The sequence below is a fragment of the Luteimonas terricola genome, from assembly GCF_004352845.1.
GTDB classification, from domain to species: domain Bacteria; phylum Pseudomonadota; class Gammaproteobacteria; order Xanthomonadales; family Xanthomonadaceae; genus Luteimonas; species Luteimonas terricola.
In genome coordinates, this window is record NZ_SJRX01000006.1 from 163869 (window position 1) to 184748 (window position 20880).

Here is a 20880-nt window from a genome sequence, read left to right on the forward strand (position 1 = left end):
GCCCGTCAAACCGGCGAGTCCCGCACGACGGACTCCGTCAGGCGCTGCGATCCACCGCGTGCCTGACCAGTCCGCGCAGCGCGGCCACGGCCTGGCTGTCTTCCAGGCCGTCGAGCGCGGCCTCGGCCAGGGCGGCGTATTCCCGGGCGCGGGCGATGCTGTACTCCAATCCGCCGCTGGCGTGGATCGCGGCGATCGCCTCGCCGAGCGCGTCGACATCGCCCTGCTCGACGATCGCGCGCAGGCGCACGCGCAGCCCGTCGTCGGCCCGGGCCATGGCGTGGATCAGCGGCAGGGTCATCTTGCCCTCGGCGAGGTCGTCGCCCAGGTGCTTGCCCAGCGAAGCCTCGTCGGCGCTGTAGTCGAGCACGTCGTCGGCGATCTGGAAGGCGATGCCGAGGTTGAGACCATAGTCGTGCAGGCGCTGCTGCACGCTTTCATCGGCGCCGGCCAGCAGCGCGCCCAGGCGCGTGGCGGCGGCGAACAGGATCGCGGTCTTGCGCTCGATCACGCGCAGGTAGGCGGTCTCGTCGACGTCCGGGTTGCGCACGTGCAGCAGCTGCAGCACCTCGCCCTCGGCGATGCGGTTGGTGGTATCGGCCAGGATCTCCTGGATCGGCATCGAGCCCAGCTCGACCATCAGCTGGAAGCTGCGCGAATACAGGAAGTCGCCAACCAGCACGCTGGCGGCGTTGCCGAACACGGCATTGGCGGTGCTGCGGCCGCGACGCAGGTCGGATTCGTCGACCACGTCGTCGTGGAGCAGGGTGGAGGTGTGGATGAACTCGACCACGGCCGCCAACTGGTGGGCGTCGGCCCCCTGGTGGCCCAGGGCGCGGGCGGCGAGCAGCAGCAGCATCGGGCGCAGGCGCTTGCCGCCGCCGGCGACGATGTGCTCGGCCACCTGGTTGACCAGGACCACGTCGGAGGCGAGTCGGCGGCGGATCAGGGCGTCCACCGCGGCCATGTCGGCGGCGGCGTAAGCCTGGACCTGAGGCAGCGGCAGGACGGAGCTGGCCGGGACGGCCTGGGCGTTGGGATCCATGTCGGGCGCGGTTCTGGGGGCGGCCATTATAGGGGCCGGGACCTGTCCGCAGCCCCACGCGGCGTTCCCCGACCCGGGGCCGGGTGAGCGGCGGATGGTCCCGGGCCGGCGGTTATACTCACCCTTTTCCTCTGCCAATCCCGGCGGAGAGCGAAAGGAACCCAGTTCATGGCCCGCGGAATCAACAAGGTCATCCTCGTCGGCAACCTCGGCAACGATCCCGACGTCAAGTACACCCAGAGCGGCACCACGATCACCACGATCAGCGTCGCGACCACCGAGGCCTGGAAGGACAAGCAGTCCGGCCAGCAGCAGGAACGCACCGAGTGGCACCGGGTCAAGTTCTTCGGCCGCCTGGCGGAGATCGCCGGCGAGTACCTGAAGAAGGGCCGGCAGGTCTATGTCGAAGGCTCGCTGCGCACCGAAAAGTACACCGGCAAGGACGGCGTCGAGCGCTACAGCACCGACATCATCGCCAACGAGATGCAGATGCTCGGCGGCGGTGGCGAGGGTGGCTCGCGCGGCGGTGGCGGCGAGAGCGGGGGTGGGCAGCGCGGCGGCGGCGATTACCAGCGTGGCCAGCGCGAGCCGTCCCGTCCGGACCAGGGCGCCAAGCCCGGCCCCGTGTCCGATGACGGCTTCTCGGACGACGACATCCCGTTCTGACCGCCCTCCGGCGGTCGCAGCAGCGTTCCAGGAGGATTCCCCCGCATGCCTGTTTGGCTGGTCACCGGCGGTGCCGGTTTCATCGGCGGCAACTTCGTGCTCGAAGCGGTCGCCGCGGGTGTGCGCATCGTCAACCTCGACGTGCTCACGTACGCCGGCAACCTTGACACCCTGTCGCCGCTGGCCGGCCACCCGGACCACGTGTTCGTGCAGGGCGACATCGGCGATGCCGGGCTGGTTGCCGGCCTGCTGGCCGGGCACCGTCCGGACGCGGTGATCAACTTCGCCGCCGAGAGCCACGTCGACCGTTCGATCGATGGCCCGGCGGCCTTCGTGCAGACCAACGTGGTCGGCACGCTGGCCCTGCTGGAGGCCGTGCGCGATTACTGGAAGACGCTGGAAGGCGACGCGAAGGACGCCTTCCGCTTCCTGCACGTGTCCACCGACGAGGTCTACGGCACCCTGGGCGACACCGGCAAGTTCCTCGAAACCACGCCGTACGCGCCCAATTCGCCGTACTCGGCGTCGAAGGCCGCCAGCGACCATCTGGTACGCGCCTTCCACCACACCTACGGGCTGCCGGTGGTCACCACCAACTGCTCGAACAACTACGGCCCCTACCAGTTCCCGGAAAAGCTCATTCCGCTGGTGATCGCCAAGGCCCTGGCCGGCGAGTCGCTGCCGATCTATGGCGACGGCAAGAACGTGCGCGACTGGCTGTACGTGGGCGACCACTGTTCGGCGATCCGCGCGGTGCTGGAGCGCGGCCGCGTGGGTGAGACCTACAACGTCGGCGGCGACGCCGAGCGCCAGAACATCGAAGTGGTGCGTGCGATCTGCGCCCTGCTCGACGCCGAGCGCCCGCTGGCTGGCGGCCGCGCGCGCGAAGGCTTGATCACCTATGTCACCGACCGTCCCGGACACGATCGCCGCTATGCGATCGACGCCGCCAAGATCCAGGGCGAGCTCGGTTGGGCGCCGTCGGTGGGCTTCGAGGAGGGCATCGCGCGCACCGTGCGCTGGTACCTCGAGAACCAGCCCTGGGTGCAGCGCGTGCTTGACGGCAGCTATCGCCTGGAACGCATCGGGGTGGAGGCATGACCGCGCGTCGCGGCATCATCCTGGCCGGCGGCTCCGGCACGCGCCTTTATCCGATCACGCAGGCGATCAGCAAGCAGCTGCTCCCGGTGTACGACAAGCCGATGATCTACTACCCGCTGAGTGCGCTGATGCTCGCCGGGATCCGCGAGGTGCTGATCATCAACACCCCGCACGAGCAGGCGCTGTTCCAGCAGTTGCTGGGTGACGGTTCGCAGTGGGGCATGGACATCCGCTACGCGGTGCAGCCCAGCCCCGACGGCCTGGCGCAGGCCTACCTGATCGGCCGCGACTTCGTCGACGGCAAGCCGAGCTGCCTGGTGCTGGGCGACAACATCTTCCACGGCCACGGCTTCACCGGGATCCTCAAGCGTGCCGATGCCCGCCAGGACGGCGCCACGGTGTTCGGCTATTGGGTCCGGGACCCCGAGCGCTACGGCGTGGCCGAGTTCGACGCCGCCGGCAAGGTGGTCGGCCTGGAAGAGAAGCCGGCCAAGCCGCGTTCCAACTATGCCGTCACTGGCTTGTACTTCTACGATGGCCGAGCCAGCGAATTTGCGGCCTCGCTCAGACCCTCTGCGCGCGGCGAGCTCGAGATCACCGATCTCAACCGCTGTTACCTCGAAGAGGGCAGCTTGCACCTCGAGCAGCTCGGTCGTGGCTACGCTTGGCTCGACACCGGCACCCACCAGTCGCTGATGGAGGCCTCGAACTTCATCGGGACGATCGAGGCGCGCCAAGGCCAGCGCGTGTGCTGCCCCGAGGAGATCGCCTGGTCCCATGGCTGGATCGACGATGCCGACCTCGAGCGCCTTGCCGCGCCGCTGGCCAAGAATGGGTACGGCCAGTATCTGCTGTCGCTGCCCAAGCGCGGAGTGTTGCGGTGAAGGTGGTCGAAACCGGGCTGCCAGGCTGCGTGGTGATCGAGCCGCAGGTGTTCGGGGACGAGCGTGGCTTTTTCTTCGAATCCTTCAACGCCGAAAGGCTGGCCGCTTACGGGCTCACGCCTGCCTTCGTGCAGGGTAACGTGTCCTCGTCCTCGCGCGGCGTGTTGCGGGGGCTGCACTACCAGTGGCCGAAGCCGCAGGGCAAGTATGTCTCGGTCGTGCAAGGCGAGGTCTGGGACGTGGTCGTCGACATCCGTAGGGGCTCGCCCACTTTCGGCAAATGGGCTGCGGCGGTGCTGAGCGCGGAGAACAAGCGCCACGTCTGGATCCCCGGGGGATTCGCTCACGGCTTCGTCACCTTGAGCGAACGCGCCGTGTTCACCTACCTCTGCACGGCAAGCTATGACCGCGCGGCAGACGCAGGCATTCGCTGGAATGATGCCAGCCTGGCGATCGATTGGCCCGTTGCCGAGCCGGTGCTCTCAGACAAGGACGCTCGCGCGCCGTTCCTGGCCGATGTGCCCCAGGAGCGGTTGCCGGTCTACGCGCCGTGAGGCTGCTGCTGCTGGGCGCCAACGGCCAGGTCGGCCATGCGCTGCGGAGCGAGCTGGCCTTCCTGGGCGACCTGGTCTGCACCACGCGCAGCGGCGTGCTGTCCGATGGCAGTGCCTGCGAGACCGCTGATTTCGACGTGCCCGGGACGCTGCCGCCCCTGGTCGACCGCATCGCACCCGACGTGGTGGTCAATGCCGCCGCCTACACGGCCGTGGACCGCGCCGAGCAGGAGCGCGACGCCGCCTTCCGCGCCAACTCGGAAGCGCCCGCGGCCCTGGCCGACGCCTGCGCCCGCCGCGGCGCGCTGCTGGTGCATTACTCGACGGACTATGTCTTCGACGGCAGCGCCGACCGGCCCTGGCGCGAGGACGACCCGACCTCCCCGCTGGGCGCGTACGGCGCCAGCAAGCTCGCCGGCGAGGCGGCGGTCCGCGGCAGCGGTGCCCACCATATGGTGTTCCGCACCGCCTGGGTCTACGGCGCCCACGGCCACAATTTCATGCGGACCATGTTGCGCCTGGGTGCGGAGCGCGATGAGCTGGGCGTGGTCGCGGACCAGGTCGGCACACCGACCCCTGCGCGGCTCATCGCGCAGGCGACGGCTCACGCCCTGCGAACGGATCCGGGTGCCAGCGGCCTCTGGCACCTCACCGCGGCCGGAGGCACCACCTGGCATGGCTTTGCCGAGGCGATCTTCGCCGGGGCGCGGGCCCGCGGCCTGCTGGCCAAGGTTCCGCGGGTGCTGCCGATCGCCACCAGTGATTACCCGACACCCGCGCGCCGGCCGGCATATTCACGCCTGGACACCGGCAGGCTGGAGTCGGACTTCGGTATCGCGCTCCCGGAATGGGAGCAGGCGCTCAAAGCCGTTCTGGACGAGGTGGCCGCGCCCGGTTGAGTCTGGAAGAATGCGTGGCACTCCCGGAGGGAGGCGGGATTCCAGTTCGCGTGCTGCACAGGGAAGAGCGTGAGCCACCGCCGAGCGGGCCACTGCAACAGGGGACATCCATGTACACGTTCAGCATCCGTTTCGCTGCAGCCTTGCTGCTGGCCGTTGCATGCGCAACGCCGGCCGCGGCACTCGACATCGAGCCGTTCATCCGCAAGTCCGAATTCGGCGAGATCACCATCTCGCCCAGTGGCGAATACCTCGCCGCAACCGTGCCGATGGAGGACACGACCGCGCTGGTGGTGCTGCGGCGCTCCGACATGGAGATCACCGGCGGCGGCGGGCTGGGGAAGAACCGCCACGTGTCCGACATGTGGTGGGCCAATGACGAACGGCTGCTGTTCTCGGTGGCGGAGAAGATGGGTGCGCTCGACCAGCCCCGCCAGACCGGCGACATCTACATGATGAAAGCGACTGAGCGCCGGATCGAATCGCTGGTCGGCCAGAACGTCAACGCGATGAGCGCGGGCACGCGCCTGGGCGGCAAGAAAGCGGAGATGGTCTGGGCGCAGGTGGTGGATACGCTTCGCGACAATCCCAACGAAGCCATCATTTCCGTGGGCGGTTTCGGCGACGATCCCTACACCCGCGCCGAGCGCCTGAACGTGGTGACCGGACGCAGGCTGCCGGTCACCCGCGCGCCGGTGCGCAATGGCCGCTACGTAACCGATGGCGCCGGCGTGGTGCGCGCGGCCCATGGCGTCACCATCGAAAACTCGGTGAAGACCTTCATCCGGCAGCGCGACGGGGCGGAGTGGACCCTGATCAACGACGAGGCCAGCAATGGCGTGTCCCTGATCCCGATCGGGTTCTCCGCCGACGACGCCTCGCTCTACGTCTACGCCCAGCGCAACAGCGGCACCTCGGTGATCGAGGCCTACGACATGGTGACCGGCAAGCGCACGGTCGTGCTGGCCGACGAGAAGGCCGAGCCCGAACGCGTGCTGCGCGATCCGGTCAGCGGTGTCCCCGTGGGCGTCCGCTACATGGACGGCATTGCGCGCACAGGGTTCTTCGATCCGGAATCGGCCATTGCACGCCAGTACCGCAGCCTGGAGGCCGCCTTCCCGGGGCAGTCCGTGCTGATCACTTCGTCGACCGCCGATGGGTCGATCATGCTGTTCCACGTGTGGAGCGACCGCAATCCGGGGGAGTTCTACACCTACGACAGCGTCAACAAGCGCGCCGCGCACGTGCTGGCCACGCGGAGCTGGCACGACCCGGAAAAGATGGCGGCGATGCGCCCGATCGCGCTGCAGGCGCGCGACGGCCTGCCGCTGGCCGGTTACGTCACCCTGCCGCACGGCTCGGACGGCACCGGCCTGCCGATGGTTCTGATGCCTCATGGCGGGCCTTACGGCATCTACGACCGCTGGGCCTTCAATCCGGACGTCCAGCTCCTGGCCGCGGCCGGTTACGCGGTCCTGCAGCTGAACTATCGCGGTTCGGGCAACCACGGCCGTGCCTTCCAGCAGGCGGGCGCGCGCGAGTGGGGCGGCAAGATGCAGGACGACCTGACCGATGCGACCCGCTGGGCGATCAGTGAAGGCATCGCGGATCCCTCGCGCATCTGCATCCATGGCGGCAGCTATGGCGGCTATGCGGCCCTGATGGGCGCGGCCAAGGAACCTGACCTCTACCGCTGCGCGTCGGGCTACGTGGGCGTGTACGACTTGCCCGCCATGCAGGCTGAGGACGCGCGTTCCAGCCGCCGGCTGGGCAACTGGTCCAAGGACTGGGTCGGCGACGATCCGGTTGCCCTGGCGGCGGTGTCGCCGAGCCGGATGGCCACCCGCATCAAGGTGCCGGTGTTCCTGGCCGCCGGTGGCGAGGACGAGGTCGCGCCGGTCGAGCACACGAGGAAAATGGAGCGCGCGCTGCAGGCGGCGAACGTTCCGGTGGAGTCCCTGTACTACCGCAACGAAGGCCATGGCTTCTACGTCGACGCCAATCGCCGGGAGTACTACTCCAGGCTGCTGGACTTCCTCGGCCGGCATATCGGCGGGAAGACCGCGGTCGCGGCGGCGGACTGACCGGACCTCCGGGCGGGGTGCCCGGGCGTTTCGCCTTTGCGCCGACGGGCCCCGGCCCCTACCATCGGGCCTTTCCGCTCCGGAGTTCCGATCCATGCCGCGTATCGCCTTGCTGGCCCTGTGCCTGATCGCCGCGCTCCCCGCGCTCGCCGATGCCCGCGGGCTGGAGGGACGCGACCTCGCTGCGATGGAACGCGTTTCGTCGCCGGCTCTGTCGCCCGACGGCAGGCAGCTGGTGTTCGCGCAGCGCAGCGTCGACCTCGACGCGAACGCGTCGACCACGGCGCTGTACGCGCGCAACCTGGTCACCCGCGACATGGCGCCGCCGAAGCGGCTGACCCCCGAGGGCTGGAACGTCAATTCGCCGTCGTTCTCCCCTGATGGCGCAACCGTCTATTTCCTCAGCTCCAGGAACGGTTCGCAGCAGCTCTACGCGATTCCGCTTGCCGGCGGCGAGCCCCGCCAGTTGACGGCCTTCGAAGCGGATGTCGGGACCTACCACGTCTCGCCCGATGGTCGCCGCGTGGCGTTCAGCGTCGACACCTTCGCCGACTGCGGCGCGGACTTCGCCTGCACGAAGAAGCGGCTCGACGAGCGCAAGGAATCCAAGGTCTCCGGCGTGGTCTACGACCAGCTGTTCGTGCGCCACTGGGACACCTGGACCGACGGCCGCCGCAACCGCCTGTTCGTGGCCGGCCTGCCGGACGCCGGCGCCAAGCCGGTCGTCGCCGCCACTGCCGTCAGCGCTGCGCTCGACGGCGACGTGCCGGGCAAGCCCTTCGGTGGCGCCGGCGACTACGCCTGGGCGCCGGACGGCGGCAGCATCGTCGCCAGCGTGAACGTGGCCGGCCGCGAAGAGGCCTGGTCGACCAACTACGATCTCTATCGCCTGGATGCCGCCGGCAGCGCTGCACCGGTCAACCTCACCACGGACAACAAGGCCTGGGACGCCGGCCCGGTGTTCAGCGCCGACGGCAAGACCCTGTTCTACCGCGCCATGGCCCGTCCGGGCTTCGAGGCCGACCGCTACGCATTGATGGCGCTCGACCTGGCCAGCGGCGAGCGTCGCGAGATCGCGCCCGACTGGGACCGCTCGCCCAGCGGCCTCCAGCCCTCGGCCGATGGAAGCACCCTGTATGTCACCGCGCAGGACACCGGCGAGTACCCGCTGTTCAAGGTCGACGTCGCCAGCGGCGAGGTCACGCGCGTGGTCGGCGACGGCAGCGTGTCGTCTTTCGAAGTGGCCGGCAACACCCTGGTCTTCAGCCGCAACGCCATCGACACCGGCGACGTGATCTACGCCGCCTCGCCCGACGGGCAGGGGCTGCGCGCCATCACCCCGGCCGCGTCCGAGCGCCTGCCCGACGTTGGTTTCGGTGCCTTCGAGCAGTTCAGCTTCACCGGCGCGAAGGGCGCCACGGTGTACGGCTACGTGGTCAAGCCCTGGAACTTCGAGGAGGGTCGCGAGTACCCGGTGGCGTTCCTGATCCACGGCGGCCCGCAGGGCAGCTTCGGCAACGGCTGGAGCTACCGCTGGAACCCGCAGACCTATGCCGGCCAGGGCTACGCCGTGGTCATGATCGACTTCCACGGCTCCACCGGCTACGGCCAGGACTTCACCGATGCGATCAGCGGCGACTGGGGTGACGCGCCGCTGGAAGACCTGCAGAAGGGCTGGGCCGCCGCGCAGCAGCAGTACGCCTTCCTCGACGGCGACAATGCCTGCGCGCTCGGCGCCAGCTACGGCGGCTACATGGTCAACTGGATCGCCGGCAACTGGAACGAGCCGTGGAAGTGCCTGGTCAACCACAACGGCGTCTTCGACACCCGTTCGATGGGCCTGGTGACCGAGGAGCTGTGGTTCACCGAGTGGGAAAACGGCGGCACCGTGTTCGACAAGCCCGAAGCCTACGAGCGCCACAACCCGGCGCGGCACATCGACAAGTGGCGCGTGCCGATGCTGGTGGTCGCCGGCCAGAACGACTTCCGGGTGCCGATCGACCAGAGCCTGTCGACCTTCACCGCGCTGCAGCGCCAGGGCATCGAGTCGAAGCTGATGTACTTCCCCGACGAGAACCACTGGGTGCTGAAGCCGCAGAACAGCGTTTTCTGGCACGACACCGTCAACGACTGGCTCAAGCAGCACATCGGCCGGTAATCGCCACTCCGCGCGGCCGGCACAGCGCTGCCGGCCGCGCGCGACCCTGCACCACCCATCCCGAACCGAACCGACAGGAACACTGCCGATGGCCCCTGCATCCACCGCGCCCGAAGCATCCGCCGAAGCCGCCGCCATCGACGCCATGGACCCGGTCGGCGCGGTCGAGGCGATCGACGCTGCGGCGCCGCTGATCACCAACGACATCGTCGTCTTCGGCCTGATCGCCGCCACGCTCGGTGCCATCTTCTGGCTCGCGTCCGGGCCGACGCCGTTCTGGAAGAAGTTCTTCGCCTGGGTGCCGGCGCTGCTGCTGTGCTACTTCGTGCCGGCCATCTACAACACCGCGGGGCTGATCGATGGCGAAAGCAGCGCGCTGTACAACCCGATCGCCAGCCGCGTGCTGCTGCCCGCCGCACTGGTGCTGCTGACGCTGTCGATCGATCTCAAGGGCATCCTCAAGCTGGGGCCGAAGCTCCTGTTCGTGTTCTGCGCGGGCACCTTGGGCATCGTGCTCGGCGCGATCGTCAGCTTCCAGCTGCTGGAGTGGTTCTGGCCGGCGGCCGTGGCCGGTGACACCTGGAAGGGCATGGTGGCGCTCGCTGGCAGCTGGATCGGTGGCGGCGCCAACATGGTCGCCATGCGCGAGATCTACGGTGTCGACGCGACGCTGTTCGGGCAGTTCGCGGTGGTCGACGTGGCGATTGCGAGCACCTGGATGGCGGTGCTTCTTTTCCTGGCCAACCGGTCGCAGCAGATCGATGCGCGTGCCGGCGCCGATACGCGGGCCATCGACGAGATGCGGGCGCGCGTGTCGGCCTACGAGACGGCCAACGCGCGCGTGCCGACGCTCACCGACCTGATGGTGATCGTCGCGGTGGCGTTCGGCCTGGTGGGCCTGGCGCACGCGGTGGCGGACCCGGCCTCGGCGTGGTTCAAGGTCAACGTGACCTGGGCGGCGCAGTTCAGCCTCGATGCGCCCTTCGTCTGGGTGATCGTGCTCTCGACGTTCTCGGGCCTCCTGCTGAGCTTCACGCCGGTGCGGCGCCTGGAGAACGCGGGTGCGTCCAAGCTGGGCACGGTCTTCCTGTATTTCCTGATCGCCTGCATCGGCATGCAGATGGACTTCCTGAAGCTGGCCAATCGCCCTGAACTGCTTGCGATCGGCGTGCTGTGGATGGCGGTGCACGTCCTCGTGCTGTGGGCCGCGGCACGGCTGGTACGCGCGCCCTTGTTCTATATCGCCATGGGCTCCCAGGGCAACATCGGTGCCGCGGCCTCGGCCCCGGTCGTGGCCGCGGCCTTCCATCCGACCCTGGCGCCGGTGGGCGTGTTGCTGGGCACGGTCGGCTATGCCACCGGCACGGTCATCGCGTACGGCCTTGGCCAGATCCTGCGGGTGATGGCGGGCGCCTGAGCGACTGCGCTGGTGCTGCCCGCGATTGCGCGGTCAGCAGCAGCGGAACCCGCCACGCCCGCCGTAGCGGGCTTCCTGGCGCTCGCGGAAGAAGGTCGGGTAATCCATCGGCTCCCGGTCGGGGTGCTTCTCGAGGACGTGGCGGACGTAGTTGTCGTAGTCCGGGATCCCGCAGCACAGGCGCGCGGTCTGCAGGACCCTCCGCCACACACGCTTGTGCGTGGCGAAGTGGTCCAGCGTGACCAGCTGTCCTGCCATCAGAGCCAGACCTTCTGCTGCTCGGCCGTCAGTGCGACGTACGGCGTCTCACGATCGGTACGCGCGGGGTTGGCGCGCGCCTTGCGCACCGCGCCGACCGAGTAGAACAGCACCGCCAGCACAACGAACATGAAGAGCGCGGTCAGCCCGGCATTGACGTAGTTGTTGATCATGATCTGCTGCATGCCGCCGAAGTCCCTGGACGGGGCGATCAGTTCGCCGGCCGCGAGCGCGTCGCGGTACTTGTTGGCCTGGGCCAGGAAGCCCACGCCCGGATCACTGTCGAAGAGCTTGATCCAGCCGGCGCTGAGCGTGCACAGCAGCAGCCAGATGGTCGGTACGATCGACACCCAGGCGTAGCGCCCCTTCTTCATCTTGAACAGCACGACCGTGCACAGCATCAGCGCGATGCCCGCCAGCATCTGGTTGGCGATGCCGAACAGCGGCCACAGCATGTTGATGCCACCCAGCGGGTCGTTCACGCCCTGGTAGAGGAAGTAGCCCCAGAGCGCCACGCAGCCGGCGGTGCCGACGAGGTTCGCGCCCCAGGATTCGGTCCTGCGCATCACCGGCACGAAGTTGCCGAGCAGGTCCTGGAGCATGAAGCGCCCGGCGCGGGTGCCGGCGTCGACCGCGGTGAGGATGAACAGCGCCTCGAACAGGATCGCGAAGTGGTACCAGAAGGCCATCATGCCTTCGCCCGGGATCACCGCGTGGAAGATCTGCGCGATGCCCACCGCCAGCGTCGGCGCACCGCCGGCGCGCGAGATGATCGAGGCCTCGCCGACGTCCTCCGCGGTCTGGATCAGCACCTCGGGCGTGACCACGAAGCCCCAGCTCGACACCATCTCGGCGACGGCGGCCGGATCGGTGCCGATCAGCGCCGCCGGGCTGTTCATGGCGAAGTACACGCCCGGGTCGATGATCGAGGCCGCGACCATGGCCATGATCGCCACGAACGATTCCATCAGCATGCCGCCGTAGCCGAGGTAGGGCGCGTGGCGCTCGTTGGCCATCAGCTTGGGCGTGGTGCCCGAGGCGATCAGCGCGTGGAAGCCCGACACCGCGCCGCAGGCGATGGTGATGAACAGGAACGGGAACATCGAGCCCTTCCACACCGGCCCGGTGCCGTCGGTGAACTGGGTCAGCGCCGGCATGCGCAGCTCGGGCATCACGATCAGGATGCCGACCGCCAGGCCGAGGATGACGCCGATCTTCAGGAAGGTGGAGAGGTAGTCCCGCGGTGCGAGCAGCAGCCACACCGGCAGCACCGCGGCGACGAAGCCGTAGCCGATCAGCATCCAGGTGATCTGGGTGCCGGTGAAGGTGAAGGCCGGGCCCAGCGTGGGATGCGCGGCGACGTGGCCGCCGTACCAGATCGCCGCCATCAGCAGCACCAGGCCGATGACCGAGATCTCGCCGATCCTGCCGGGCCGGAGGTAGCGCATGTAGACGCCCATGAAGATCGCGATCGGGATGGTCGCGATCACGGTGAACATGCCCCACGGACTCTCGGCCAGCGCCTTCACCACGATCATCGCCAGCACTGCGAGGATGATGATCATGATCAGGAAGGCGCCGAACAGCGCGATGGTGCCCGGTACCTGGCCCATTTCCTCGCGCACCAGGTCGCCGAGCGAACGCGCGTCGCGGCGGCTGGAGACCACCAGCACCATGAAGTCCTGCACCGCGCCGGCCAGGACCACGCCGACGATCAGCCACAGCGTGCCGGGCAGGTAGCCCATCTGCGCGGCCAGCACCGGGCCGACCAGGGGGCCGGCGCCGGCGATCGCGGCGAAGTGGTGGCCGAACAACACGTGCTTGTTCGTGGGGACGTAGTCGAGGCCGTCGTTGTTGATCATCGCCGGCGTGGCACGCGAAGCGTCCAGCTCGAACACCTTGTTGGCGATGAAGCGTGCGTAGAAGCGGTAGGCGACCAGGTAGATCGAGACGGCGGCGACCACGATCCACAGCGCGTTGATCGGCTCGCCGCGGCGCAGGGCGATGGTTCCGAGGCAGAACGCTCCCAGCACGGCGAGTGCCGCCCAGGCCAGTTTTCCAGCGGCACCTTTCATCACCCACACCCCACGTCGTCTTGTGAAGTGGGGAGAGTCTCGCTTGCGCCGGCGGTGGTCAATCCTATTGCGCCGCACAACGACCCTGGCCGGCTAAGACTTTGGTCTATGCCCCGGTCGCCACAGCACCGCGAGGAGGGCCGCCTGCAGCGGCAGCATCAACGCAAGCCAGTGCCCGTTGCGCTGGGACTGCAGCGGCATCCACAGCAGGAACGGCGCGATCAGCAGGCCCACGGCGACCACCGCCAGGGCCGCGCGGAACATCGGCCCCCCGTCGCGGCCGCGGCTGATCCGCCAGGCTCCCGGCAGCAGCAGCAGGCACAGCGGGTTGAACAGCAGCAGGTTGTGGTTGGCCCAGCCGAAGCGGTGGGCTGTGCCCAGCCAGATGTAGAGCATCAGCGCACCGATGGCCGCGCAGAGCAGCCAGACGGGCTGCGCTGCGGTGGCAACGGCACGGGGCCGGTCGCGCTGCGACCAGGCCAGCGCCGCCAGCGCAAGCCCCGCCAGCAGCCAGGGCCACCAGGCCACGCGGCGCGGAACGGGCTCGGGCTCCAGCAAGTGTGGCAGCAGCGCTTCTTCGGCCACGACCAGGGGCCGTCCGTCGGCCAGGCGCACGTCGCGCAGGGACTGCGCCAGCCGCATCGGCACGAAGGCGTCCTCCCAGAGCGCGTTGGGGCGGTCGGACGCCGGGCCCAGGCCGAGGTCGAAACCCAGCGCCATCAGCCGGTCCGGGCGCGCCAGGCGCACGGCCTCGCTGCGGAAGGTGTTGCCCTGCGAGCGCCCCTGCAGGTGGCGGGCCAGCGCGCCGTCCAGCGCCGCGTCCAGCGCGTCGCGCACGCGGGTGCTGCAGTTGTCGAGGAAGTAGTCGTAGGGGTAGCTGGCGTTCTCGGGGCGCGCGTTCCAGGCCAGGCGTCCGGCGAGCTCCGTGGCTGCTGTTTCGTCGAGGTCGAGCCACTGGATGGAGACGCCGCGGCCGACGCTTTCGTAATACGCAAGGTCCTGCGCCAGCGGCAGCACGGCGAGCCGGTACTCCATTTCGCCGCGCATGAAACGCTGGTGGAAGTCGGGTTCGTCGGGATCGAAGAAGCCGAAGTTGTAGGACAGCGGCGGGCCGGCGGCGGGGTCGTCGACCACGATCGCGTTGTGCCCGAAGCGCTCGAAGAAGATCTCGCCGGGCTGCATCGTGGCCACGCCGATGCGCGGTGCGGCCAGTGCCGGCAGGCAGCAGGCCATGAGTGCCAGCAGCAGGCACAGCATGGCGGAGCGGCTCGGGCGCGCCGCGCGGTGCGTCATCGCCAAGCGTGCAGTCACGCGTCAGTCGCCATGGATCGACAGGTGCAGGGCGTGCAGCCGGCGCGCGTCGGCGCTGGCCACGCGGAACGTGAAGCGGCCGAGCGTGAGCTCCTCGCCGGCCTCGGGCAGGTGGCCGATGGCGGCGGTGACCAGGCCGCCGATGGTGTCGTACTCGTCGTCGTCGAAATCGGCGCTGAAGCGCTCGTTGAAGTCGTCGATCGGGGTCAGCGCGTCGACCACGTACTGGCCGTCGGCCTGGGCCGCGATCAGGGCCTCGGGATCCTCGGCGTCGTCGTGCTCGTCGTCGATCTCGCCGACGATCTCCTCCAGCACGTCCTCGATCGTGATCACGCCGGCGACGCCGCCGTACTCGTCGATCACGATCGCCATGTGGTTGCGCGACTGGCGGAATTCGCGCAGCAGCACGTTGAGCTTCTTCGACTCCGGGATCAGCACCGCCGGGCGCAGCAGCTCGTGGATCGAGCCGGGCCCGTTGTCTGCGACCACGCCGCGCAGCAGGTCCTTGGCCAGCAGGATGCCGAGGATCTCGTCCTTGTCCTCGCCGTGCACCGGGAAGCGCGAGTGGCCGGATTCGACCACGTCCTTCATCAGCTCGATCAGGCGGGAGTCGACGGGCAGGGACACCATCTGCGAGCGCGGCACCATGACGTCGCCGACGGTCATGTCGGACACGGCAATGGCGCCTTCCATCATCCGCAGGGTGTCGGCCTCGATCAGGCCGTCGGCCTGGGCGTCGCGCAACAGTTCGACCAGGTCGTCACGCGAACTGGGATCGCCGGAAATCGCCGAGCTCAGGCGATCCAGCCAGCTGCGCCGGCGTTCCGGGGGTTCCGGCACCGTGCCGTTGCCATTGCCACTACTACTGTCGTCTTCGGACATCTCGCTCGTATCGTCGCCCCGGGGGGTAGGGCGGCCGGGTGCAGTTTACCGCGTCCGTTCAGGCTGCGCGGTAGGGGTCGTCGATGCCCAGCCCGGCCAGGATGTCCCGCTCCAGCTGCTCCATGGCCTCGGCCTCGACGTCGTCGCCGTGGTCCCAGCCCAGCAGGTGCAGGGTGCCGTGGACGGTCAGGTGGGCGTAATGGGCCGCGAGCGGCTTGTCCTGCTCGCGGGCCTCCCGGGCGATGACCGGGGCGCAGAGCACCAGGTCGCCAAGCAGCGGCATGCGTACGCCCGGGGGCAGCTTGATGCCCTCGTCAAGCTCGGCGGGGAAGCTGAGCACGTTGGTGGCGTAGTCCATCCCCCGGTAGTGGCGGTTCAGGGCGCGGCCTTCCTTCGTATCGACCAGGCGGATCGCGAGGTCGGCCTCCAGGATGCGGCCGGCCAGCGCCGCGGCCACCCACTTGCGGAAACTCACAGAGGCCGGCAGCCCGGCGCGGGGCAGGGCATAGCCGACGGACACGTCGAGGCGGACCGGACCCTTGGTCATGGCCCGGAGTCTACGCCGGTCCGCTGGACGCGTCCTGCGCGTCGCGGCGGTCATAGGCGTTGACGATGCGGGCCACCAGCGGGTGGCGGACCACGTCGCGCGATTCGAAGAAGGTGAAGCTCACGCCCTCGACGTCGTGCAGCACGTCCAGCGCGTCGCGCAGGCCCGACTTCACCTGCTTGGGCAGGTCGATCTGGGTGAGGTCGCCGGTCACCACCGCCGTGCTGCCGAAGCCGAGGCGGGTCAGGAACATCTTCATCTGCTCGATGGTGGTGTTCTGGGCCTCGTCGAGGATCACGTAGGCGTCGTTGAGCGTGCGTCCGCGCATATACGCCAGCGGCGCGATCTCGATGACGTTCTTTTCCAGCAGGCGCAACACGGTCTCCACGCCCAGCATTTCGTACAGCGCGTCGTACAGCGGGCGCAGGTAGGGGTCGACCTTCTGCGACAGGTCGCCGGGCAGGAAGCCGAGCTTCTCGCCGGCCTCCACCGCCGGGCGTACCAGCACCAGCCGCTGCACCCGCGATTCGTTCAGGGCCTCGACCGCGCTGGCCACGGCCAGGAAGGTCTTGCCGGTGCCCGCCGGGCCGACGCCGAGATTGATGTCGTGGGTGGCGATGGCGTGCAGGTATTTCTGCTGGTTCGGCCCGCGGCCGCGGATGGTGCCGCGCTTGACGCGGATCGCGACTTCCTGCGGCACGAAGTCCGGGTCGGCGCGGCGCGCGGTGGTGGCGTGCCGGGTCGCTTCCTGGTCCTCGCGCGCGGCGCGGAAGGCGTTCAGGCGCAGGTGGATGGCATGGCCGTCGAAGGTTTCGGCGGCCGCCTCGCGGTACATGTCGCGCAGCAGGCGCTCGGCCTCGCCGACGCGCGCGGCATCTTCGCCGGTGACCCGGAAGACGTTGCCGCGATTGGCGATCTCGACGCCGAGCGCGAGCTCGATCTGGCGAAGGTGGCCGTCGAAGGGGCCGCTGAGGTTGGCCAGCCGTTCGGTGTCGGCGGGTTCGAGGCTGAAGTCGCGCTGGTGGGGGCTGGGCATAGGTGGAGAAGGGTAGCGCGCCGCCCGTCCAGGGACCATGACCGCGGCACCGGGCCTGGTACTCGCTGAGGGAATGGCGCGCCATTGATACGCTCGGGCGCCGGGTGCCAAGGCCCTTGAGTGCTCATGTCCCCCGGCGCTGGCCTGCGGCCATCGCCTCCTCCTTTACTTCGCTCTCAAGGGCCTTGGCACCCGGTGCGCAGCAGTACGCGGTGGCCCGGGAGCAAAGCCGGTATCCCGCGAACCCGCAGCAACGCCGAGCCCCGTCGTGGCCGGGAGGCCTTCGCGGGGAAGTCAAGGAGGAGGCATCCGCCGCCAGGCGGATGCCGGGGGACATGAGCCGCGAAGGCCTCCCGGCCGCGGCGGGGCCCTCCAGGTCACGACGAAGCATGGCGAAGGAAGCAGACGCTCCTCGTCGAAACCGTTTCCCCGGAGATGGGAGATGAACCAAAAAGAAACCCCGGCCTTGCGACCGGGGTCGTGTCTCGCGGAGCGGGAGAGAGGTCGCGCCGCGATTCAGGGGCTTGCCAAAGGACTTACCAGGTGAAACGGGGGCCGACAAACCACTCGGTCACGTCGCCGTTGAACTTGACGTCGCCGTTGAGGCCCCAGTTCGGGCTGAAGCGGACGTTGGCGCCCAGGCGGCCATAGAAGTCGCCGTCGATGCCGCCGTCGTAGTCCTCGTAGCCGACCAGCGCGTAGCCGTCGAAGTTGTTGGCGAGCAGGCTGCGTGCGCCGACTTCGGTGCTCCAGCCGTCGAAGTCGAGGTCGTTGCCGAGCACGCGGCCGGCGTCGAGCTTCTGGTAGGCGACGCGCGCCAGCAGGTCGGTGCGCTGCGAGATCCCGAGGTTGTAGCCGAGGCCGATGCGGTACTGGTCGACGTCGATCCGGGTGTCGTCGATCTCCTGGCTGTTGAAACCGCCGAAGACGTGGAAATTGTCGTGGAAGGCGAACGAACCATTGGCGGCATAGCCGTCGGCGTCGACGTCGCCGTTGGAGGCCAGGTAGCCGGCTTCCAGGTAGTTGTAGGAGATGCCTTCGGCCGCATTCGCGGCGAGCGGCAGCGATGCCGCCAGTGCAATGGCGATCAGGGAACGCTTCATCGGGGGGAATCCTCTGTTTAGTTCTAGCTTTAGGGAGAGGACCGGCCACGGGGGCAGGGGAGGGAGAGAACCGATCGGGGAAATCGGATACCGCCCGTGGCCGGTGGATGCATTCTCGCCAAGCGAAGGCAACGTGGCCTGAATATTGAACCCGGGGGTTCAGGAACTTTTTGCCCGAGGGGTGTACAGCCCGCGTCAGCCGTGCCTCAGTCGGCCGTCCATCCCCACGCGTCCAGCATCACCTGGAACAGGTGCGTGCTCGGGAAATAGCCCCGGACGCGGTGCGCGCCCGCGCCGATCCCCAGGGCAACCACCTCCTCGGCGGTATGCGTCCGGTTGACCAGGACGTTGTCCAGGCGGACGAGGTCGTCCTTCGTGCCGGACGCGTCCACGGCCTGTTTCCACTGTTCATACCCCTGCAGCAGCGGCTCGCCGCGTTCGCCACCATCGACCTGCAGGCCAAAGGAGTGGTCGGCGGTGAACAGCAGGAGGGTGTCTTCCAGGTCGACGCGCTTCTGCACCTCGGCGATCAGGCGGTCGAAATCGACGATGTTCTGCAGCCCCTTGCGCACGTCGTCGGTATGGGCGTCCCACTCCACCATCAGGAAATAGCCTTCCGGGGAGTCCTGCAGGATATCCAGCGCCTTCAGGGTGGCCTCATGGACGTCCAGCCCGTCGGTGACCACCACGGGCCTCGCGTCGGAGTCCACCACCTCGGCCAGTGAGGCGTGGATCGGCCGGTCGTGCCGCCTGCCCAGGGCATCGAAGCTGGTCCCGGCCTCTGCAAGCTGCTCGCCGATCTTCTGGCGCCCGGTGCCCATCAGCACATCCACGCCGTCGCCGTAACGCGGCGAAAACGCCTGCGGGAAGATCTCGCCCCACTTCTTGCGATCGTTCGAGTGCGCGTAGGTCGCGGCCGGCGTCGCATCGGCGATGGACTGCGTGCTGATGACGCCGGTGCGCAGGCCGCGCTCTTCGGCGTACTCGAGGATGGTCTTGGTCGGGGCGCCGTCCCTGCTGCCACGCACGGCATCGGGGCCCTGGCTGATCACGCCGTTGCGCGTCTGGACCCCGGTCATGATCGAGGACATGCCGTTGGCGGAGTCCGACACCCATTTGTCCACCGGCGAGGTTTCGCTGAGGCCGAGGTGGGGCCAGGTCTGGATGTGCAGCTGGAGCGGTGCGCCATGCCCGTGCAGGCTGGCCGCGTGCAGGGTGGAGACGCCGGCGGCATCGGCCAGGAAGACGATGACGTTCTTCGCGCGCGGTTCCGCGCCTTCGGCCGCGAGCGCGCCGTGTGAAACGAAGGTCGCCGCAAGCAGGGCGGTCGCGAGGAGTCGTGGAAGCGGGCGTTTGTTCAAGGTGTGCTCCGGGTCAGGGGCGTGTTCGAGGCCGGCGGACACCTTGCCGCAGGACAGCTGGCAGCTTCGGCCGGGAGACCGCGCATGTTCGGTTGCGAAGGTGACAGGGCGATGGCGCAGCGCACGTGCCATCCGGGTGGCGAACTAGCGCGCGCCCGAAAACCCCAGCTGGCGCCAGGCCTCGTAGGCCACCACCGCCACGGCATTGGACAGGTTGAGGCTGCGATTGCCCGGGCGCATGGGCAGGTGCAGCCGGCGGTCGGCCGGAATGGTCTCCAGCACGTCGTCGGCAAGGCCGCGGGTCTCGCAGCCGAACACGAACGCATCTCCGGCCGCGAAGCGCGGGGCGTCGTATCGCACCTGGCCGCGCGCACTGAGTGCGAACAGGCGCGGCGGTGCGATCGCGGACAGGGCCGCGTCAAGGTTGTCGTGCACCAGCACCGGCGCGAACTCGTGGTAGTCCAGGCCGGCCCGCCGGAGCTGGCGATCGTCCAGGGTGAAACCCAGGGGGCGTACCAGGTGCAGGCGCGCGCCCGTGTTCGCGCACAGGCGGATCACGTTGCCGGTATTGGGCGGGATCTCGGGCTGGTGGAGGATGATCTCGATCATCGGTGTCGGTGGAATGCCAAGGCGCGGGGCGGCCGGGCGCGGCAGGATACCCGGCCGCGCACGGCTACCAGGCGAGCGCTTCGCCGCGCCAGTCGAGGAAGCGGCCGCTGTCGCCGGCGTCCAGGCCGTCGATGACGCCAAGCAGGCCGGTGGCCGACTCGCCCACCGTTTCGGTGGCCTGCTCGCCGCCCATCCCGGTCTGCACCCAGCCCGGATGCAGCGCGACCACCACGATGCCGCGCTCCGCCAGCGCATGCGCCAGCAGCGCCGTGGCCATGTTCTGCGCGGCCTTGCTGATGTTGTAGCTGGGCGTGCCGAAGCGCCCGCAGCCGGCGATCGAGCCCAGCTGCGATGACAGGTTGGCCACTCTCGCGCCGTCCGCCAGCAGTGGGGCCAGGGCCTGGGTGAGCAGCAGCGGGCCCATGGCGTTGATCCGGAAGCTGTGCTCCAGCGTGGCTTCGCCGAGCGTTCCGAAGCGCTCCCCGGAGTGCAGCACGCCGGCGTTGTTGAGCAGCAGGTCGATGCGTCCGCCGTCGCCAAGCACCAGCGGCAGCTCGGCCGCAAGGGCGGCGCGGGAGCGCGCGTCGGCGACATCCAGCGGCAGCACGTGCAGGCGCCCTGGATGCTCGCCGGCCAGGGCATTGAGCGCCGAGGCCCGGCCCGGCTCGCGGCAGGCGGCGATGGCGTGGTCGCCGCGGGCCAGCAGGCGGCGGATGAATTCCAGGCCCAGGCCGCGGTTGGCGCCGGTGACCAGGGACGTGCGCGGTCGGGTATCCATGCCGCGAGCATGCACCAGCCGCCGTCGTGGCGCAGTGGCCAACGGGACCTATGGCCCGGTCACCGGCGTGGAAAGGCGGCTTACCATGGGCGCCTGACCCATCAAGGAAGAC

At 69.0% G+C, this 20880-nt stretch carries 19 protein-coding genes; 8 read left to right on the forward strand and 11 right to left on the reverse strand.

Translation table 11 applies throughout. The annotated features are described in order from the left end of the window. Positions 1 to 37: 37 nt before the first annotated feature. Positions 38 to 1045, reverse strand: coding sequence for a polyprenyl synthetase family protein (locus E2169_RS10600; protein ID WP_132986657.1), 1008 nt, complete (start codon positions 1043 to 1045; stop codon positions 38 to 40). 168 nt (positions 1046 to 1213) lie between these two features. Between E2169_RS10600 and ssb the strand changes: the two genes are divergently transcribed. The 8 genes from ssb (at position 1214) to E2169_RS10640 (ending at position 10808) form a co-directional block, all read left to right on the forward strand. After that, positions 1214 to 1711, forward strand: coding sequence for a single-stranded DNA-binding protein (gene ssb, locus E2169_RS10605; protein WP_132986582.1), 498 nt, complete (start codon positions 1214 to 1216; stop codon positions 1709 to 1711). Positions 1712 to 1756: 45 nt separating this feature from the next. Then, positions 1757 to 2812 (forward strand): dTDP-glucose 4,6-dehydratase, encoded by a 1056-nt coding sequence (gene rfbB / locus E2169_RS10610; RefSeq protein ID WP_132986583.1) that lies wholly within the window; start codon positions 1757 to 1759, stop codon positions 2810 to 2812. Continuing rightward, complete coding sequence (gene rfbA / locus E2169_RS10615) at positions 2809 to 3696, forward strand: glucose-1-phosphate thymidylyltransferase RfbA (RefSeq protein ID WP_132986584.1); 888 nt, start codon at positions 2809 to 2811, stop codon at positions 3694 to 3696. The genes rfbB and rfbA overlap by 4 nt, the downstream gene beginning before the upstream one ends. After that, positions 3693 to 4250, forward strand: a complete 558-nt coding sequence (rfbC, locus tag E2169_RS10620; protein WP_132986585.1) for a dTDP-4-dehydrorhamnose 3,5-epimerase — start codon at positions 3693 to 3695, stop codon at positions 4248 to 4250. Before rfbA ends, rfbC begins: the two co-directional genes overlap by 4 nt. Then, positions 4247 to 5149, forward strand: coding sequence for a dTDP-4-dehydrorhamnose reductase (gene rfbD / locus E2169_RS10625; RefSeq protein WP_132986586.1), 903 nt, complete (start codon positions 4247 to 4249; stop codon positions 5147 to 5149). Before rfbC ends, rfbD begins: the two co-directional genes overlap by 4 nt. Positions 5150 to 5259: 110 nt before the next feature. After that, positions 5260 to 7233: an alpha/beta hydrolase family protein gene (locus E2169_RS10630; RefSeq protein WP_132986587.1), complete on the forward strand. Its 1974-nt coding sequence runs from the start codon at positions 5260 to 5262 to the stop codon at positions 7231 to 7233. A gap of 94 nt (positions 7234 to 7327) precedes the next feature. Further along, positions 7328 to 9391: a S9 family peptidase gene (locus E2169_RS10635; RefSeq protein ID WP_132986588.1), complete on the forward strand. Its 2064-nt coding sequence runs from the start codon at positions 7328 to 7330 to the stop codon at positions 9389 to 9391. Between the two features lie 145 nt (positions 9392 to 9536). Further along, positions 9537 to 10808 (forward strand): DUF819 family protein, encoded by a 1272-nt coding sequence (locus E2169_RS10640; RefSeq protein WP_132986658.1) that lies wholly within the window; start codon positions 9537 to 9539, stop codon positions 10806 to 10808. Positions 10809 to 10841: 33 nt separating this feature from the next. On the opposite strand, the gene E2169_RS10645 is transcribed toward E2169_RS10640, so the two are convergent. The 10 genes from E2169_RS10645 to E2169_RS10690 form a co-directional block, all read right to left on the reverse strand. Beyond that, positions 10842 to 11066 carry a YbdD/YjiX family protein gene (locus tag E2169_RS10645; protein WP_132986589.1) on the reverse strand — a complete coding sequence of 75 codons (225 nt, stop codon included), beginning with the start codon at positions 11064 to 11066 and terminating at the stop codon, positions 10842 to 10844. Next, positions 11066 to 13141: a carbon starvation CstA family protein gene (locus E2169_RS10650; protein WP_132986590.1), complete on the reverse strand. Its 2076-nt coding sequence runs from the start codon at positions 13139 to 13141 to the stop codon at positions 11066 to 11068. The genes E2169_RS10645 and E2169_RS10650 overlap by 1 nt, the downstream gene beginning before the upstream one ends. A 93-nt stretch (positions 13142 to 13234) precedes the next feature. After that, the gene (locus E2169_RS10655; RefSeq protein ID WP_165942403.1) at positions 13235 to 14398 is read right to left on the reverse strand and encodes a lipoprotein N-acyltransferase Lnb domain-containing protein; all 1164 of its coding nucleotides are present in this window, start codon (positions 14396 to 14398) and stop codon (positions 13235 to 13237) included. Positions 14399 to 14455: 57 nt separating this feature from the next. Beyond that, complete coding sequence (locus E2169_RS10660) at positions 14456 to 15334, reverse strand: CorC family transporter (RefSeq protein ID WP_132986591.1); 879 nt, start codon at positions 15332 to 15334, stop codon at positions 14456 to 14458. Positions 15335 to 15392: 58 nt separating this feature from the next. Continuing rightward, on the reverse strand, positions 15393 to 15881 hold the full coding sequence (gene ybeY, locus E2169_RS10665; protein WP_132986592.1) for an rRNA maturation RNase YbeY: 489 nt from the start codon (positions 15879 to 15881) through the stop codon (positions 15393 to 15395). Between the two features lie 10 nt (positions 15882 to 15891). Then, positions 15892 to 16917, reverse strand: a complete 1026-nt coding sequence (locus E2169_RS10670) for a PhoH family protein (RefSeq protein WP_132986593.1) — start codon at positions 16915 to 16917, stop codon at positions 15892 to 15894. A 536-nt stretch (positions 16918 to 17453) separates the two neighbouring features. After that, the gene (locus tag E2169_RS10675) at positions 17454 to 18020 is read right to left on the reverse strand and encodes a porin family protein (RefSeq protein ID WP_132986594.1); all 567 of its coding nucleotides are present in this window, start codon (positions 18018 to 18020) and stop codon (positions 17454 to 17456) included. Positions 18021 to 18226: 206 nt separating this feature from the next. Continuing rightward, positions 18227 to 19381 (reverse strand): alkaline phosphatase, encoded by a 1155-nt coding sequence (locus E2169_RS10680; RefSeq protein WP_207918385.1) that lies wholly within the window; start codon positions 19379 to 19381, stop codon positions 18227 to 18229. A 144-nt stretch (positions 19382 to 19525) separates the two neighbouring features. Continuing rightward, positions 19526 to 19990: a tRNA (cytidine(34)-2'-O)-methyltransferase gene (locus E2169_RS10685; protein WP_132986596.1), complete on the reverse strand. Its 465-nt coding sequence runs from the start codon at positions 19988 to 19990 to the stop codon at positions 19526 to 19528. A gap of 64 nt (positions 19991 to 20054) precedes the next feature. Beyond that, on the reverse strand, positions 20055 to 20768 hold the full coding sequence (locus E2169_RS10690; protein WP_132986597.1) for an SDR family oxidoreductase: 714 nt from the start codon (positions 20766 to 20768) through the stop codon (positions 20055 to 20057). Positions 20769 to 20880: the final 112 nt, after the last annotated feature.